Origin of the sequence: Aurantibacter sp., assembly GCF_039941195.1 — a bacterium.
Lineage (GTDB): Bacteria > Bacteroidota > Bacteroidia > Flavobacteriales > Flavobacteriaceae > Aurantibacter_A.
On record NZ_JBDVFA010000090.1, the window covers coordinates 1 to 14,575 of the forward strand.

At 33.7% G+C, this 14,575-nt stretch carries 14 protein-coding genes; 10 read left to right on the plus strand and 4 right to left on the minus strand.

Annotated elements, in window-relative coordinates:
* The 5 genes from ABJF52_RS15065 to ABJF52_RS15085 all read left to right on the plus strand — a co-directional run.
* On the plus strand, window positions 1–596 hold a 596-nt coding region (locus ABJF52_RS15065), incomplete at its 5' end, for an NmrA family NAD(P)-binding protein (RefSeq protein WP_348152004.1).
* A gap of 204 nt (window positions 597–800) precedes the next feature.
* Window positions 801–2,000 (plus strand): VCBS repeat-containing protein, encoded by a 1,200-nt coding sequence (locus tag ABJF52_RS15070; RefSeq protein ID WP_348152007.1) that lies wholly within the window; start codon window positions 801–803, stop codon window positions 1,998–2,000.
* Between the two features lie 268 nt (window positions 2,001–2,268).
* Window positions 2,269–3,003: an NAD(P)H-dependent oxidoreductase gene (locus ABJF52_RS15075; protein WP_348152010.1), complete on the plus strand. Its 735-nt coding sequence runs from the start codon at window positions 2,269–2,271 to the stop codon at window positions 3,001–3,003.
* A gap of 384 nt (window positions 3,004–3,387) precedes the next feature.
* On the plus strand, window positions 3,388–3,714 hold the full coding sequence (locus ABJF52_RS15080; protein WP_348152013.1) for a multidrug efflux SMR transporter: 327 nt from the start codon (window positions 3,388–3,390) through the stop codon (window positions 3,712–3,714).
* A 47-nt stretch (window positions 3,715–3,761) separates the two neighbouring features.
* Complete coding sequence (locus ABJF52_RS15085; protein ID WP_348152016.1) at window positions 3,762–4,535, plus strand: MOSC N-terminal beta barrel domain-containing protein; 774 nt, start codon at window positions 3,762–3,764, stop codon at window positions 4,533–4,535.
* A gap of 132 nt (window positions 4,536–4,667) precedes the next feature.
* On the opposite strand, the gene ABJF52_RS15090 is transcribed toward ABJF52_RS15085, so the two are convergent.
* Together ABJF52_RS15090 and ABJF52_RS15095 are read right to left on the minus strand one after the other, a co-directional pair.
* A complete protein-coding gene (locus ABJF52_RS15090; protein ID WP_348152019.1) occupies window positions 4,668–7,301 on the minus strand; it encodes a glycoside hydrolase family 2 TIM barrel-domain containing protein in 2,634 nt (877 codons plus the stop codon).
* Between the two features lie 232 nt (window positions 7,302–7,533).
* Entirely contained in the window at window positions 7,534–8,643 is a 1,110-nt protein-coding gene (locus tag ABJF52_RS15095) for a hypothetical protein (RefSeq protein WP_348152021.1), read from the minus strand.
* A gap of 229 nt (window positions 8,644–8,872) precedes the next feature.
* Here ABJF52_RS15095 and ABJF52_RS15100 point away from each other — a divergent pair, with 229 nt between their 5' ends.
* From ABJF52_RS15100 to ABJF52_RS15110, 3 genes are all read left to right on the plus strand, one after another.
* Complete coding sequence (locus ABJF52_RS15100) at window positions 8,873–9,703, plus strand: endonuclease/exonuclease/phosphatase family protein (protein ID WP_348152024.1); 831 nt, start codon at window positions 8,873–8,875, stop codon at window positions 9,701–9,703.
* A gap of 133 nt (window positions 9,704–9,836) precedes the next feature.
* Window positions 9,837–10,763, plus strand: a complete 927-nt coding sequence (locus ABJF52_RS15105) for a metallophosphoesterase (RefSeq protein ID WP_348152027.1) — start codon at window positions 9,837–9,839, stop codon at window positions 10,761–10,763.
* Between the two features lie 104 nt (window positions 10,764–10,867).
* Window positions 10,868–11,242 (plus strand): TfoX/Sxy family protein, encoded by a 375-nt coding sequence (locus ABJF52_RS15110; RefSeq protein WP_348152030.1) that lies wholly within the window; start codon window positions 10,868–10,870, stop codon window positions 11,240–11,242.
* On the opposite strand, the gene ABJF52_RS15115 is transcribed toward ABJF52_RS15110, so the two are convergent.
* On the minus strand, window positions 11,229–12,356 hold the full coding sequence (locus ABJF52_RS15115) for a glycosyl hydrolase (protein WP_348152033.1): 1,128 nt from the start codon (window positions 12,354–12,356) through the stop codon (window positions 11,229–11,231). The genes ABJF52_RS15110 and ABJF52_RS15115 overlap by 14 nt on opposite strands.
* 183 nt (window positions 12,357–12,539) lie before the next feature.
* Here ABJF52_RS15115 and ABJF52_RS15120 point away from each other — a divergent pair, with 183 nt between their 5' ends.
* Window positions 12,540–12,953, plus strand: a complete 414-nt coding sequence (locus ABJF52_RS15120; protein WP_348152036.1) for a DUF2141 domain-containing protein — start codon at window positions 12,540–12,542, stop codon at window positions 12,951–12,953.
* Window positions 12,954–13,037: 84 nt separating this feature from the next.
* Here the strand turns inward: ABJF52_RS15120 and ABJF52_RS15125 are convergent, their stop codons facing one another.
* A complete protein-coding gene (locus tag ABJF52_RS15125) occupies window positions 13,038–13,517 on the minus strand; it encodes a Dps family protein (protein ID WP_348152039.1) in 480 nt (159 codons plus the stop codon).
* A 105-nt stretch (window positions 13,518–13,622) separates the two neighbouring features.
* Here ABJF52_RS15125 and ABJF52_RS15130 point away from each other — a divergent pair, with 105 nt between their 5' ends.
* Complete coding sequence (locus ABJF52_RS15130; protein WP_348152042.1) at window positions 13,623–14,564, plus strand: LysR substrate-binding domain-containing protein; 942 nt, start codon at window positions 13,623–13,625, stop codon at window positions 14,562–14,564.
* Window positions 14,565–14,575 lie beyond the last annotated feature (11 nt).

Genomic DNA, 14,575 nt, shown 5'->3' on the forward strand with positions numbered 1-14,575 from the left:
AAGAGATGGGTGTTAAAAAAATGGTTTTACTATCTGGCAAAGGCGAAGTGGAAGCAGAAAAATGTGAGCAAATAGTTATCAATTCTGGAATCGATTACTCCATCGTACGTGCCTCATGGTTTAATCAAAATTGGAGCGAAAGCTTTTTCCTAGATCCTATTTTATCAGGAGCAATTGCTTTACCAATGGCTGATACACCAATACCTTTTGTAGATGCAGAAGATATTGCCGAAGTGGCAGTTGAAGCTTTATTAAATGATAATTTAAATGGTAAAATTATCGAAGTTACAGGTCCTGAGGCGATTACCTTTAGAGAAATTGTAAAAGTTATTTCAGCTGCAACGAATAGAAATTTACAATTTCATGAAATAACATTAGAACAATATGTTGAAGGCATGCACAAAATGCAAGTACCGGCAGACTTTGTCTGGTTAATAGAATATTTATTTAGTCATGTATTAAATAATCCTGAAAATCAAAAGATTTCCAATGAAATAGAAAACATTCTCAGGCGCAAGGCAAAATCATTTAAGACTTACGTTTTAGAAACCGCAACAACTGGAATCTGGAATCAGAAAGTAGAAAGTAGAAAGTAGAAAGTAGAAATATTAAACAAGACTTATAGATTTACAAAACTTCAAAACGAATAAGATAAGCTAGTATACTAATTAATATACTTCGCTTAAATTTAAATTGTATAAAAGGTGTTTTGATTAGTATTCCCTATATTATATACTTTAAAAAAAACCTTAATTCAGTTAACTAATTATAAAACTGAAAGTTATTCCTGCAATCCAATCATGAAATATTATTTTGCTTTTTATATATTTTTTGTTTTCACAAATCAAGTCTGGTGTCAGTGGGAACGGCATATTATAGACGACAGTGGTAGCGGGGCAGACGGTATTCGATTTTCAGATATTAATAATGATGGGAAGTTAGATATTGTTACTGGATGGGAAGAAAGTAGTTTCACGAAATTGTATCTACAACCAGAGCAGCGCAACTTAAAAAAAAGATGGCCTAGTGTTTTAATTGGAAAGACTCCTAGTGTTGAAGATGCTATATTTTTTGACATCAATAACGACAACAAATTGGATGTTGTAAGCTTAACAGAAGGAAAGACACAAAAGATTTTTGCGCATTTTAACCTTACAAATGATTATTTAAATCCCAAGAATTGGAAACAAGCAACATTCCCTGAAGCTGACAAAAAAATGAGTTGGATGTATGCTTTACCTATGCAAATTGGCAATAAAAATGGAAGGGATTTAATAGCAGCAGGTAAAGGCGAAAATGCGGCTATTGGTTGGTTTGAAGCTCCTGATAATCCAGATGAGTTAAACAATTGGGAATGGCATGAAATAGCTAAGATAGGTTGGATTATGTCTATCTATAAAAAAGATATGGATTTAGATGGAGACGAAGATTTAGTAATCACCGACAGAATGGGAGCACTTACTGGTTGTCGTTGGCTTGAAAATCCTGGATTAGGGAAAACTCAGCAACAACCTTGGAAAAATCATTTTATCGGGGCACAAGATTTAGAGGTGATGTTTATGTGCATTGCAGATGTTGATCAAGATGGTACAAATGAAATTCTTGTTTCTGAACGAACTGAAAATACTATTCGCATCTATTCGAAATATGAAAACCGTTGGACAGAACAAATAATTAAATTACCAACAAATACTGGTAAAGCAAAGTCAATTGAAGTTGGAGATATTAATAATGATAAGATTTTCGATTTAATAGTAAGCACCAATACATTAAAGGAAAAAAAAGATGGTTTGGTATACTTAAGTGGAACTAAACTTACAGCTTCCACAGAAAGTGATTGGGTTAGTATTTCGGGAGAGCATAAAGCGAAATATGACAAGGTTGAATTAATTGATTTAGATGAAGACGGAGATTTAGATATTCTAATTTGCGAAGAAAATTACGGTCTAAACAGTGAAGGCTTGGGAGTAGTTTGGTATGAAAATCCATCTGAAAAATAATTGAATATTCAATACAAAACAGTTAGTAGAGCATCTGAAAATAGTGAAACTCATAGCAGGTAACAACTGTATATAGGATAAAAAAAATTAAACAAGACAGTACTCTTTATGTGTAAAGCCTAAAGTATTAGTCTACCTATTCGTAACGTAACTGAACGGTATCCAGTTCATTCTTTATTCTTTTGAACACATCAATAATTCGTAAAGCACTTAAATTAGTAACTGCATATTGTATTCAATTCTCTCAAATACCTAAAAACGCGAGCGTATGAAAAAGATAGATTTTAGTCATTTAAAAGTCATTTATATTAACTGTACGCTTAAGAAATCTCCACAAGAAAGTCATACAGAAAAACTCATGGAAGTTTCAAAAGCTATTATGACTAAAGAACAGGTGAAGATTGATGAGATTCGGTTAATCGACCATGATGTAGCCAGCGGTATCTACCCAGATATGACAGAACACGGTTGGGATTTTGACGAATGGCCCAAATTAGCAAAACGAATTTTAAATGCCGATATTACTATTATCGGCACTCCAATTTGGTTGGGCGAAAAGTCTTCTGAAGCACAAAAATTAATTGAACGATTATATGCCTTAAGCGGCCAAACTAATAAAAAAGGACAATACATTTTTTACGGTAAAGTAGGTGGTTGTATTATTACTGGTAATGAAGATGGCATAAAGCACTGCGCTATGGGTATTTTATATGCTTTACAACATATAGGCTATTCTATTCCACCTCAGGCAGATTGCGGATGGATTGGTAAAGTAGGACCGGGACCAAGTTATGGAGACGCAGAATGGAAAGGAGAAAAACTAGAAGCTCCAGTAGGTATTGATAGCGATTTCACCAACAGGAACACCACTTTTATGACATATAATTTACTGCATTTAGCGCATATGTTAAAGATGAATAAGGGTTACTCTAATTATGGTAATTCCCGTGACTCATGGGATGATGGCAAACGTTGGAATTTCGAAAATCCAGAGTATAGATAATTTAAAATGTCATTCCGGTTGCTCTCTGTGAGCCTTTAAATTCTCAATAAATTATTTTATTCAATTCGGCTACATCTCCTAACCGCCATTTTCTTTTTTGTATTTAAAGTTAATCCTGAGAATATTAGAATCTATATCTTAGTATAGCTATTAAAGTAAATCTTCTCTTAGCGTTTTAAAGGTTTAATAATATGGAATGAATTTTCCCATTACATTATAATAATTGTACAAATAAAATCGTCAAAATTCATTAAGAGTATTAATTTTTAAAAATAATAATGTCCCTTCACGACAAATAATAATCAACAAAAGAATTATTAAAAAAATAGTCCACAAATAAAACCTATTTTAAAAAACTAAAACTATAGTAAAAATTAATTGCGAATGAATTGGATACTTTTAATAATAGCAGGACTTTTTGAAGTTGCATTTGCTGCATGTCTTGGTAAAGCAAAAGAAGCAAGCGGAATTGACACTACGTATTGGTATATTGGATTCTTAGTTTGTTTGGCCATAAGTATGTTATTACTTGTAAAAGTAACACAACAATTACCAATAGGAACAGCTTATGCGGTTTGGACAGGTATTGGTGCAGTAGGAACAGTTTTGGTTGGAATTCTTATTTTTAAAGAACCTGCAACATTTTGGAGACTATTTTTTATTACCACTTTAATTGTATCTATTGTTGGGTTAAAAGTGGTATCGCATTAAATCGAAAGATAGGTTAAACTTGTAAAACAGATTTAAAAAATAAAATATTGAAAATAGAAGATTTATTTATTTATCCTGTTAAGTCAACTGAAGGCATATGTTTAAGTGAAGTTAACGTGACTTCTATTGGCTTTGAAAACGATAGATATTTTGGAATTGCAAATTCTAACAATGAAATTATTACTGCTCGAGAAAATGCACAATTGCTTAAACTTAAAACTGAGATAAATAATACGATTCTTAAAATTACCTACAAGAATCAATCTAAAACAGTTTCATTAACAGATGAAATGCAGGATATTGAACTTTTATTATTTAAAAAAGAAGCAGCAGGACAAATTTTAAATCAGGAAATAAACGATTGGCTAACTGCCGTATTAAAAACAGAAAGTAAACTCGTTCGTATAAATTTTAAAAAACTTCGAGAAACAGATTCTACAGCTATATCCTTTAATGACTGCTACCCTATTCATTTAATTTCCAAAGAATCTGTGGCATCCCTAAATGAAAAATTAGAAATTCCGGTGGAGTTAAATCGATTTAGACCTAATATAATAGTATCAGGATTTAAGGCTTTTGAAGAAGAGCAATGGACAGCAATACAAATTGGAACTTGTGAATTTAGAATAGCAGCACAAACAAAAAGATGCTCATTAATAACAATTAATCCCATCACCGGAGAAAAAAGCAAAAGTCAAGAGCCACTAAGAACAATTGCTAAAGAAATGAGTATTGGTAATAAAGCAAATTTTGGAATTTATTTAGTGCCCACAAAATTAGGAACGATACGCAATTCTGATACTTTGATAATTAAAAAGTAAAATGAGTAGCAAATAAATTTCAAGGAATTTGCTTATTGATTAAAACAGAAAAAAAGACTGATAATTAATATAATTACCAGTCTTTACAAATCTTCCTCAGTCCAAAAGCATACGATCTATAAAACCAAACAACTACTCAATTGTAATACGCGACATAGCTGAATTCCAACCACTAATTTCTATAATTGGCTTTATTTGAGCGAGATTCTCATATTCTAGGGTAATTTCTTTCGATTCTCCAGGAACCAACGACACATAATTATCACTATAAAAAGTAGGCATTACCCGCTCACTAATTTCGTCATTGACTAAAGATATACGATTAAAAAAGGCAACTGAATTATCTTCATTGTTCTTTAGCGTAAGTGTAACAGTAGTATCGTTCACTTTTTTTGCCTTCGCATCTAATTTTACCTTTTGTAAAGTTTTTAAGCCGGAGTGAACTCCCGTGCTGTCCGGTATCCAGTAAAAGTTATCACTAAGTATTTTTTGCTCTTTATTAAGTAATTGCACTGACAAAAAGGCTCCTTTTTCTTTGGATACCACATCTATTTTTTTCTGTAAGTTTCCAATTAAACGAACACTTGTTTCTTCAATACTACAAAATACCTGTTCTAAAATCTTTTGATTTCCGTCCATGTCAAATGAGCTCACTTTCAACATTACATCGTGTTTCGGTTCGAAAGTATTATTCACAATCATTATATCACCTTTTAAGGAATTATACATTCCGTGAAAAGGTTCACTTCCCTTTCGAGTGCCATATAAACAAGCATTAGGATCTAGGTAATAATCATACATTTGACCCCTTAGCGACGTCCAAGGATTTTGCGTTTTCCAAATAATAGTTCCGGTATACCAATCCCACATATGCGCGCTAAAACCTTCCATTAATCCACGGTATTGATTGTAATTTACCAACTGTGCTTTATTTGCAAAATCTTCCATATCTGTAGGTGCTCCATAAACATCCATACTTTTATTGTAGCCAATATACTTATGGTAACTCCATGCCTTGTCGGTAACTTTTCTATTGTTTACAATTTTCTGTGGCATTACTTGATTTTCTTCTGGTAAAAATCTTCTTAGTGAAACTGCATCACCTGTACCAACAGATCCTACTTCAGAATTAAATGGCCAAGTACGCTCTTCCCAGAACACACGAATATCCTGAATGTTATAGGGTCCGTCTCCATTACCACCTTTAAAATTATACGACATTTCATCAGAATTAGAGTAATCTATAAACCAACGAGTGCCATCCAATTTTGGTAAAATTTCTTCTTTTAAGGCATACATGATATCTTCTGGAGGAGTAATTTCGTTACCACCACACCACATAGCCAATGATGGATGATTGCGAATCATTTTCACAACGTCTTCTGCCGACTCAATAAACAATTGATGATCATCTGGGTATTGTCTTCTTGTCCATTGGTCTTCTTTTTTCTTAGGATCCAACCAACGTCCATTACCATCACCACTTATCCAAAAATCTTGAATCACAAGTAACCCGTACTTATTACATGCTTCATAAAATTCAGGTCTTTCGGTTAATGAACCACCCCAAATTCGTATCAGATTTAAATTCATATCCCTATGAAATCGAATTTCAGCATCGTAACGTTTTTCAGATAAACGCAACATGGCATCTGACATAATCCAGTTAGCCCCTTTAATAAAAATTTTTTGTCCGTTAACTGATATCTGTTTACTACGGGTACGCTCGTTCCATTCTGTTTGAATTTCACGAATTCCAAAATCAACTTTTTCAGTATCTATTATTTTATTTTTTGCCGTAAATGCTATGTCAATTGCATACATATTTTGCTCGCCATACCCATTCGGCCACCATAATTTAGGGCTTTCAACACTGTGGTCTGGTAAATTAATTTCAGTAGTCGCATTGGCATTTAAGGTGACATCTTTAGTGACTTTTTTTCCGTTTAATTCATATTGCAGCGTTCCTGAAATTGCTTTGTTACTAGTATTTTCTAATTCCGCAGAGACTTTAAGTGTTGCTGGTTCTTGTTCGACACCTGGCATTCTTGAACCGGGCACAAGCGTTACAATATGTGGATTTTTTAAATTTACAGCTCCAGTTTTTTCAATGAAAACCTTATCCCAAATACCGGTATTTCTATCGCGAATTGGTTGAATCCAATCCCAGCCAGCAACATATTGCGACGAAACATTTTTAGCTATCATTCCGTCGCCACCTTGACCACCATTAGGATTTCCTACAACATCCACCGGATGTACAATAACCGCCAATCTATTCTTACCATTTTTATTTAGAAAGTTAGTTATATCAAAAGTTTTACGCAGAAACATTCCTTTATATGGTTTTTCATTTACTTTCTCACCATTAATAAAAATATCTACACTGTAATTAATTCCGCGAAAAGTGAGCCATACCTTCTCCCCTTTTTTTGCAACTTCTTCAAATTCTTTTACAAACCAATAAGTGTAATACTCACGACCGGTATCATATATATCTTTTATCTTTTCGTTATTCATTCCGTAGAAAGGATCTGGTACTTTATCGTTATTTAACAAAGTCGTCAAAACAGTACCCGGTACAGTGGCAGGCATCCAATCTTTTAAATCATATGACGTTTTGGATAATTCATATCCATCAGATTCTAAATTAGTACTTGGTGTACAGTACCAATCACTATTTAACTCATATCTATCCTGTGCGGTTGCACATTGTAAAGCAAAAAAAACAAAAAATAATAAAATGGGGAAGTTCAATTTTTTCATAATTAAATTTTAAATAAATTAAATAGTCAAAGAATTTGACCATTGATATTAAATGAGCGATTAAGTAGAAAGTTGAACTAAATTTTAAAATTTCACATACCTATATAGACTGACTTTTTTAATTGAATTCAGAATAATTACTATTTCAAAAACAATTAGTAGTGATTGTAATTTCTATAGAGATAAAGAATAAATTGCTCAGACCTGAACATACAATAGACTGCCCAAGGCATTATTTACTTTTAATTTCATACTCTTTATGTACTGCTACTTCAAAAGCAGCCCAATGTGCGTCGGTCATTCTTCCAGGTGTAAATAGGCAGATTCCAGCAGCACCATTTTCCATAGATTCTCGAATAGCATCTCCCAACTCTTCTGGCAGCAAACCACTACCTTCTGGATCTTCTTCGTTTGCCTTGTTCCATGGTCTAGGGCAAATAAATAAGCCACTATAAATTGGTGTATCGGCAGCAGCTAGTACTTCTTCTTTAACCATGCTACCCACCCATAAAGGATTTGCCATATAAAAATCGTTGTAATTCATTGGAAAATAAGCATCTAAGTTCCACTTATTCCATTCTTGTCGCACTAAAGTTTTAGAAATTGTAGGTCCAGGAAAAACAGCTGCGTTAACCTTCTTTCCTTTTTTTCGAACAGCTTCACTTAACTCACCTACTAAACTTGTAATTACATCATAGCGATATTGTTTCCATTCGTGCACGGTAGTAGGGTCTTCTGCAGCTTTTATATCGATGCCACTTTTCTTTTTAAAATCTGAAGTACATGTATCACAATAGCAAAAATCATATTCTGGATATTCACGATCTTGTATTAAATCGTATTTCTCCCAAAGTCCGCGTGCTAGAATAACGTCAGGGTAACGAATATAATCTAAGTGAATTCCATCTACCTCTTCAACTTCCGCAACGCTCGAATACAAATCTTTTAAATATTTACGCACTCCTTTTTTATTCGGACATAAAAACTTGTAATATGGAGCATAGGGTTGAATTTCGAATGCAGATTCACCTTTACCACTTACCCCATACCATTCTGGTTTTAAATTTGGATCACTCTGGATCATAGTAGGTATCCACGTATGAAACTCCATTCCTGCATCTTTAACAATTTTTCCTACTCTTTTATAAGTTGCAGGGTCATGACCACCACTATACATAAGTCCATCAATTCCTTTTTCTTTTAAATCTGTAAACTCTTTTTCAAGCTCTTTATCAGTTGCCTTACCTGGTCCACCCATCCATGCGTAAACAGGAACTTTAGATTCTTGCGAGCTGGCTAAATAAGAAGTTAATAATAAAAATGTGAGGAATATATTTTTCATAATTTTTAATGTAAGTCGCCAAATTTAGTAAAAGGAAGTCTTTTTAGACTAGACTTTAACTTCCAAATTGAAGTACTTAAAACAGAATTATTAAATAGCGATTTAAGCCTATTATATTTAGGTAAATTAAAAACTAAGAATATGTTTTATTATCAATATCCCTGTTTCTTCTCTGATTATTGTGAGGGTTATTCCTTAAATTGGCTATTCGAAAAAAACAATCCAAAAAATGAAAAAACGACTTACCATATTTGTACTATTTGCCTTCATCTTTTTAGGGTTTAGTCAAGAAATAAAAGTATTGTCATATAATATTAAATATGATAATGTAAATGATACCGTAAATAATTGGAACGACCGTAAAGTGGCTATGGTACATTTACTAAAACATTACGAGGCCTCTTTTATTGGCATGCAAGAAGTTTTACATCGACAACTAACCTATCTCGATAGTTCTTTAGTTGGATATTCTTTTATAGGTGTTGGACGTGATGATGGTAAAACTAAAGGTGAATACTCCCCTATTCTTTATGATGCAACAAAATATAAGGTTGTAAAAACCAACACCTTTTGGCTTTCTAAAACTCCAAATAAAATTTCAAAAGGATGGGATGCTTCTTTAGAACGTATTTGTACCTACGGCCTTTTTGAAGAAAAGGTAACCGGCAAACAATTATATGTTTTTAACACACATTTTGATCACCGCGGGAATGAGGCTCGTGTAAAGTCCGCAGAGCTGATCTTCCAAAAAATAAATGAAGTTAATACAACACAACTTCCGGTAGTTCTAATGGGCGATTTAAACTTACCTCCAGAATCGGAACCGATACAATTTTTACAAAGCAAACTAAAAGATGGTAAAAATCATACTATTAAAGCATTTTATGGACCTACCGGAACTTTTAGTGGGTTTAATCCTGACCGTAAATTAGACCATAGAATCGATTATATTTTTGGTGCGAACCTGGAGTTTTCAGACTATATTCACATTGATGACCGAATGGAAAACAACAAACATATTTCGGATCATTTGCCAATATTTGCATCAGTTAAAATTTAACAAGTAGCTAAATTTTAAGCATCAAATAGATGCAAGAAATATCAATAAAACAGTAATTCACTAAATTAGTTACGCATTAGCAACATAAGTAAAACGTAGAACGTTAGTAATACTAAGAAAATAGATCAAAATTATGAAACATTCGAAGCTGATTTTACTTGCTTTCTTTAGCCTGGTATTCATTTTTGCCCTATCATGCAATTCAAAAAATGATCCACCTAAAGATTCAGATGACCCCATTGATCCTATTGATTCAGTGATCACTACACCCACACCAGAACCAGTTCTTTTAGATAGTGTAATTTTTACAGCCATTGGAGATGTTCCTTATGGAGATGAACAACGAACCGGTTTAATTGCTATGATAGAAGAACACAATACTAAAGCAAATTCTGAATTTGTAGTTCATGTAGGCGACATAAAACCTGGAGCTGATCCTTGTCTTGAACCTGTTTATAAAGATGTAAATGAGATTCTTAAAGAGTTCGATGCACCAACTTTTATGCTACTAGGTGATAATGAGTATAATGATTGTGATGATCCCGTTTCTGCGTTAGAAATATGGAACGAATATTTTTTAAATTTTCAGAACAATTGGACTTTCGATCAAGTTGTCTCTTTCCAAGAAGATCGAGCTGAGAATTTCGTCTGGTCTCAGAGTAAAATAATGTTTATGGGTCTTAACTTAGTAGGTAGCGCCGTTCACGATCAAGAAGAATGGGATGCTCGATTAGCCGATAACGGAAAATTTTTACAAGATTACGTTAATGCTAATTCCGATGACCTAGAAGCATTAGTCATTTTCGGACACGCGAATATGGTAGAGGCTGGTCCAGTAAAATTTGAATCTTTTACAAACGTATTAAAAGAGGTCGCCACAGATTTTGAAAAACCTATTCTATATGTGCAGGGAGATGGGCATTTTTGGTTATTAAATAGACCTTATGACGAAGCGAATATACTACGATTACAAATTGAAGGAGGCCCAAATGCGGTGCAAATATCCGTAAACCCAAACAATGAAAAACCATTTTCTTTTGATCGAAATTTTCTAGATTAAATTCTTTCTTCGATCTTGATTTTTAGATTAATTAAACAACAGTATTTTACTGACTCTAGGATCAATAGCATATTCAAAAAGAATAATTACTAAAGGACTACAGCATGGCTTATGACGAATTTCTAGCGGACAGAGCACGGCGCTATTTGAACCAAAAATCTATTTATTTTGAAGAAAAGAAAATGATTGGCGGTTTATGTTTTATGGTAGATGATAAAATGTGTTTTGGTATGCATATTGACAAACATACTGACAGTTCTCTATTAATGGCCAGAATAGGAATAGACAAATATGAAGAAGCACTTGCTAGACCTCATTGCAGCGAAATGAATTTCACTGGACGTTCTATGAAAGGTTATGTATTTGTGAGTGCAGAAGGAATTGACACAGACGCGGACTTAGAATTTTGGCTACAAATGTGCATCGATTTTAATCCTATGGCTAAAAAAAGTAAAAAGAGAGCTGCTAAAAGGAAATAGGTGATATTTCCTCAAGGGTAATACTGGCATCGTTATTCATCATATCATTATAATTTCTATTATCGATTATGGATACACCAGCGCCATTCCAGCTATGCCATTGCATAAAATAAGCCGCTTTCCCTTTTAAATTTTCAACGACATCCATCATATTCCAGGTCCCATAACTTTCTTCATGAGGACCAATTTCAGACATAACAATTGTTTTCCCTAAAGTTTTCAGTTCAACATAATGCGGAAAATCAGGCTGTAAACCATAATAGTCCATTCCAACTAAATCAACATAATCAGACCCCGGATAATACGCAGTTACGTTTGCATACCAAGTTTCGCTAGGCACGACTGCATAGGTCCAAATTAAATTATCCAAACCATAATCCCACTTTAGCGTATTATACATATCAATCCATAGTGCCTTAAAATCAGATTCATTTGTTTGCTTATTCGCATAATCATCAATTCCCCACCAGAAAAAATTTCCATTCATTTCATGAAACGGCCTCCAAATAACTGTAACATTGGCATCTCTCAATTCCTGTAAAGCACCAGCAACCTTATCCAATTCATTACGATAACTTGCTCTAACAGCACTAGGTTCAGCGTCTCGCAATAAAGCTTTTAAATTTATTTTGTCTTTATTTTCAACTGTATTCATGTATACGTCCACACCTTCAGTGAACGGATTATCAGCATGCCAACTTACGGTAACCAAGCCACCATTATTCCAATGCTCTATTAAAGTCTGTACTGGATATTTATCACCTGCAAACCAACCAAAATCAGCACCAACGAGTCCAACATACTGTCCAGTCATATCTGCCAATCGGTCTACGTAACGTGAATAAAAACTAGCCGTTGAACTAGGCATATCGCCACATTGTTGCCCGACTATTATTTGTTCATTTTCAATTAAGGTATCAAAATATGCCAATATGCTTTCTTTGCTCACTATTCTTGGCACTTGTGCAGATTCTTTATTTTCAGATGTATTCGTATTCACATTTTCAGTATTTATCGGCATTTCTTCATCCAAATCATCAGAACTACAAGCAACAGCTATCAACCCTCCAATAAGAAGCATAGCACGCCATAGTAATAGTTTTTGAAAAGCCATACAAAGGAAGAACCAAAAATCATTCCGAAAAACAATATAAGTACAATGCGAATATAGAATTACAGTTTTTTTAAATAAAATACAACTCACTCCATATTTTACACAGTTGAGTACATCATTTTTCTTACACAACTTGATTTGCTCGAGATTTGACCCATGTTAAATAACTAAAAACAAAATACCATGAAAAAATTAGCACTACTAATCGTATTCCTCGCAACCGTTTCAATCACAGCACAAGATGCTATCGGAGTAACAGTTTCGGTAACCATAGAAAATGTACTTTCAGATAAAGGGACTATAATAGCTGGTTTACACACAGCAGAAACATTTATGAAAGCTCCAGGGGTAGTAAATACGACTGCACCAGCAAAAGTTGGCAGCACAACGTTAAAATTTGACAATATAACACCTGGAACATATGCAGTAATGGTAATACACGATGCCAATGACAACAAACAAATGGACATGCTAAACGGTATGCCACAAGAAAGTTATGGCAACTCAGGAGAGATGAATCTATACGGTCCGCCTATGTTTGATAGCTCCAAATTTGAAGTTACTACGGAAAATAAAGAAATCAATATTCGGTTTTAATTATTTGAAAAAGAGTTTATTCATCAATCAAATAAAAAAGGCTTGCATTACTGCAAGCCTTTTTTTACTATTAATTCTTCTTTTTCAAATTTCTTCAGCCAACCATGCTTTCATCATCCAAACAGTTTTTTCTTGTTCAGTGATAAAATCACTCATCATACTATTTGTTCCTTCATCAGACGCTTCATCAGACGCTTCTAAAATTCCTCTTTCAATTTGCAATAACACAGAAAGGGAATCAACAATTAATCGAATTGCTTCATCATCTTTGGTAATATTCTTACCCACTGGTACTTGCGAATTATCTGAATAATCTTTAAAAGTATGCTGCGGCACTCCACCCAAAGTGAGTATTCTTTCAGCAATTTCATCAACTTTTATATTTGCATCATTATATAGCTCTTCAAACTTAGGATGTAATTCAAAAAAACGTTTTCCTTTTATATTCCAATGTATGCCTCTAAGGTTTTGATAGTAGGTCTGAAAATTGGCCAAAAGTGAATTTAAATCGGTACTTAATTCTTGTGATTTTTCGGCGTTTAAGCCAATGCTATTAGTTTTCATGACTTTTTTAATTTTAATTCGGTATAAATTTACAACATGATTTCAGCATAAAACAATAAGCTTTATCAATGGATTTTATACCTTTATCGATATCAACTATTGACTATGACAATTACACAATTAAGATACATTTTAGCGGTAGCTGAATATCAAAATTTCACCATTGCGGCAAAGCACAGCTTTGTTACACAACCCACTTTAAGCATGCAAGTACAAAAGCTTGAAGATGAGCTAGATGTACAAATATTTGACCGAGGAAAAAAACCTATTGGAGTTACAGAAGTTGGCAAAAAAATTGTTTCGCAAGCAAAAAATATAGTTGCCGAAGCAAATCGAATTCAAGACATTGTAGACCAAGACAAAGGTTTTATTGGTGGGGAATTTACTTTAGGAATTATTCCTACCATAATGCCGACACTTTTACCAATGTTTTTAAAAAACTTTATTAAAAAGTTTCCTAGGGTAAATCTTATCATAAAAGAACAACCTACAGAAACACTCATAAAGAATCTCACCGACGGACATCTAGACGCAGCCATTGCCGCTACCCCGCTAGAAGTAGAATTTTTAAAAGAGCGACCCTTGTATTATGAGCCATTTGTTGGCTATGTTCCTAATGGACATAGATTGTACAGCTCAACTAAAATTAACCCTGAAGATCTAGACATTAGCGATATATTACTCTTACAGGATGGACATTGCTTTAGAGAAGGCGTAATTAATTTATGTAGAACTGCCGGAAATAACGAAAATGAACATTTTCAGCTCCAGAGCGGGAGTTTTGAAACACTTGTAAATTTGGCCAATGAAGGCCTTGGAATGACCTTATTACCTTTCTTAAACACGCTTGAGTTAGATTCCTCGAAGAAAAATCAATTACGTTTTTTTAATGAACCCCCACCGGCACGCGAGGTAAGTTTAATTTATCATAAAAAAGAACTTAAAATGCAGATTACAAATGCACTTATAGATGTAATATCAGGAGTGGTACGTGGCGCAATAGCCTTCCAAGACGTAAAAATAATTAGTCCATTAGGAAGCAAATAAAAACCCGCATT

Coding starts and splice junctions, on each gene's coding strand:
- ABJF52_RS15125 (WP_348152039.1), bottom strand. CDS start 13,517: ATGAAAACTAATAGCATTGGCTTAAACGCCGAAAAATCACAAGAATTA.
- ABJF52_RS15115 (WP_348152033.1), bottom strand. CDS start 12,356: ATGGCTTTTCAAAAACTATTACTATGGCGTGCTATGCTTCTTATTGGA.
- ABJF52_RS15070 (WP_348152007.1), top strand. CDS start 801: ATGAAATATTATTTTGCTTTTTATATATTTTTTGTTTTCACAAATCAA.
- ABJF52_RS15075 (WP_348152010.1), top strand. CDS start 2,269: ATGAAAAAGATAGATTTTAGTCATTTAAAAGTCATTTATATTAACTGT.
- ABJF52_RS15100 (WP_348152024.1), top strand. CDS start 8,873: ATGAAAAAACGACTTACCATATTTGTACTATTTGCCTTCATCTTTTTA.
- ABJF52_RS15110 (WP_348152030.1), top strand. CDS start 10,868: ATGGCTTATGACGAATTTCTAGCGGACAGAGCACGGCGCTATTTGAAC.
- ABJF52_RS15090 (WP_348152019.1), bottom strand. CDS start 7,301: ATGAAAAAATTGAACTTCCCCATTTTATTATTTTTTGTTTTTTTTGCT.
- ABJF52_RS15105 (WP_348152027.1), top strand. CDS start 9,837: ATGAAACATTCGAAGCTGATTTTACTTGCTTTCTTTAGCCTGGTATTC.
- ABJF52_RS15130 (WP_348152042.1), top strand. CDS start 13,623: ATGACAATTACACAATTAAGATACATTTTAGCGGTAGCTGAATATCAA.
- ABJF52_RS15120 (WP_348152036.1), top strand. CDS start 12,540: ATGAAAAAATTAGCACTACTAATCGTATTCCTCGCAACCGTTTCAATC.
- ABJF52_RS15080 (WP_348152013.1), top strand. CDS start 3,388: ATGAATTGGATACTTTTAATAATAGCAGGACTTTTTGAAGTTGCATTT.
- ABJF52_RS15095 (WP_348152021.1), bottom strand. CDS start 8,643: ATGAAAAATATATTCCTCACATTTTTATTATTAACTTCTTATTTAGCC.